Raw genomic sequence first — 2,417 nt, forward strand, 5'->3', positions numbered from 1 at the left:
AATGCTTGTGAGTCATTGGATAGTTTAAGGAAAAAAATTGCACAGCTTCAAGGTGCGGAAAACTTAAAAGTAATTCAGAAAAAAATTGATCAGATAAAAGGTAATATAAATGAAGACACTCATCGTGCACGCTTAGCAAGTGTATTCAGTGAACGCGCAAAGGAGCTTTCTATACTAAATGAAAAGAAAGCTACTCTTGATAGTTTTCAAGCTGAACTAAATCAAGAAATCGATCAAATACAATCGAAGGTAGCGAGTATAGAGCCGCTTTGGCAAGCTCTTCTTAGCCGAATTGTTAGAGAATCTAGGTTTAGTCAGACTGGTCTACAAATTGAAAGAAAATGGAATAAGGCACATGCTAGAGTCAGTGTTCCTTTATCGAATACAACTGTTAGTGCATCAAAAATTGCTAGTGAAGCGCAAAAAACAGATCTTCAACTGACATTTCTTTTGTCAATGGCATTAGCAAACACTTGGTCTCCTTGGAGGGCTCTGTTGCTAGATGATCCTACTCAACATCATGATTTGGTGCATGCATCTGCAATATTTGATGTGCTTAGGGATTATATCTTAGAGTATAAGTTCCAACTCTTGATGACTACACATGATCCAGTACAAGCTAACTTTCTGAGAAGAAAGTTAGAAAATGACGGTATAGATGTCAATATAGTTAACCTAGTACCGTCATCCGATGGGGTTAGATGTATCCTAAACCAGTCGAAGTCTTTGGTGTAGCTAATGATTTGATACATTACTCATAGCATTCTGACTAGTGTTTGGCTCTATACAAAAAGAATAAGCCACAAGAATTTGATTGTGCCCAAGGGTGGAGATATCACGCCCTCCACCTATTTCTTAAGGACTAAACTTTATTGTCTATGCACACAATACTAAGCCTACTGTGACTATGCATAACATCCAAGTTTTGCCATACCTGAAGTTATTTGTGAATTGCTAATGTTCAATTTTCCAAAACTGATTTTTGTCCATAAACGAGTTACAGCGATTAGGTGAAAAGGGACTCCCAAATAAGGAATAGAAATCCATAGCAAATGGCACGGTACCATTTGCTATGGCTAGGTTTAACGCTGACTTTGTGGTGCTGACAACTTTTGGTTGATGAACAGAGCAAATAAAATGATGCTTAATGCGATCCAGGTGTTGGCCTGGACGGGTTCATCTGAGATCACCACACCGATCAATACACCCACGGCGGGCACCAGATAATTGGTCATAGATGTGAAGACGGCACCGGCATGGCGGATACTCATCATGTACAGGTAGTAGACCACACCAGCGCACATTACACCCAGATACACCAACGATAATATGGCCCCTGCTGACGTGACACCAAACGTTAATGGCGCACTAAACAATGCAACAACCAGCAGTTGAACACTGGCCATCGACAAGACATTTCTTGCCACAATCAACGGATGTTCATCGTGGACCCGATTGAGTAACAACAGGGCGATAGCAAAACAGATCGCCGCAACAATAACCGCCGCCGCGCTGAGCATATTCAACTCCCCTCTGTCCAAGACCAAATCCGGATAGAACAACACCAACAAACCACAAAAACCGACAAAAACACTGGAGGTGTTGCCTGCACTGATGCGGGCGCCTCGAATGAAAAGTGGGGCGAGCAGCAAAGCATAGAAGGGCAGGGTGCCCATCAGGATTGCAGTGATAGAACTGGTCAGGTTCTGCTGTCCCCAAGGGATCAGCACGAACGGGATCACGGCTTCAAGTAATCCGATTAGGGCAAAGAGTCCCCATTGATTGCTGTTCCCGTTGATGCCGAGTGTTTTGCAGATAACAATTAAGGTCACAGCCCCTAGCAGCGCCCGACATGCGCCGATCCAGACTGGAGCAAAACTCCCGAGCGCGACTTCCTGAAAAATAAACTGTGAGCCCCATATCAACCCGATGGCGAGCAGCGTTAAATAATTGCGTAAAATCATAACAGTGACCTGAAAATTGAAGAGCCAGGCTGACGAACCTGGCTCAAAATTAGCCCGTAAATGGGCGCAGTGATGAGTTAGTACGCCTTGAAAGCGATAGCGTCGACTTCTATTTGCATGCCTTCAAGCGCCAGTGTCGGGACTGGAATCAGGGTGCTGGCGGGTAAACGTTCTGTTGACCAACGTTTTTTCATCGCGTTACTCCAGATTTCCAGTTTTTCTGCATTGTGATCAACGATTAGAATCGTAATTTTGACTACGTCATCAAAACGGAGCTGGTGGGTGGTGAGCGTAATCTCCAGGTTCGCCAGCACCCTATCAACCTGACGATCAAAGTCATGGCTTAGTGAATGCGTTTTTCCTTCACCGCCACTCTGGCCGGAAATGAAGATCAGCTCGCCATTGGGTGGGGTTTTCAAGGTATGACAAAACCCATAAGGTATAGGGTTAAAC

At 44.1% G+C, this 2,417-nt stretch carries 2 protein-coding genes and 1 pseudogene; 1 reads left to right on the top strand and 2 read right to left on the bottom strand.

The features are described 5' to 3' along the window. Nucleotides 1–735: pseudogene (locus CAG65_RS17485) on the top strand (hypothetical protein); the annotation flags it as partial. A 347-nt stretch (nucleotides 736–1,082) separates the two neighbouring features. Here the strand turns inward: CAG65_RS17485 and CAG65_RS17490 are convergent. Next, entirely contained in the window at nucleotides 1,083–1,961 is an 879-nt protein-coding gene (locus tag CAG65_RS17490; protein WP_161454446.1) for an EamA family transporter, read from the bottom strand. An 80-nt stretch (nucleotides 1,962–2,041) separates the two neighbouring features. Beyond that, nucleotides 2,042–2,417 (bottom strand): RidA family protein (locus tag CAG65_RS17495; RefSeq protein ID WP_161454445.1); only part of this gene is annotated, 376 nt, incomplete at its 5' end.

Origin of the sequence: Vibrio sp. V39_P1S14PM300, assembly GCF_009904765.1 — a bacterium.
Classification (GTDB): domain Bacteria; phylum Pseudomonadota; class Gammaproteobacteria; order Enterobacterales; family Vibrionaceae; genus Vibrio; species Vibrio proteolyticus.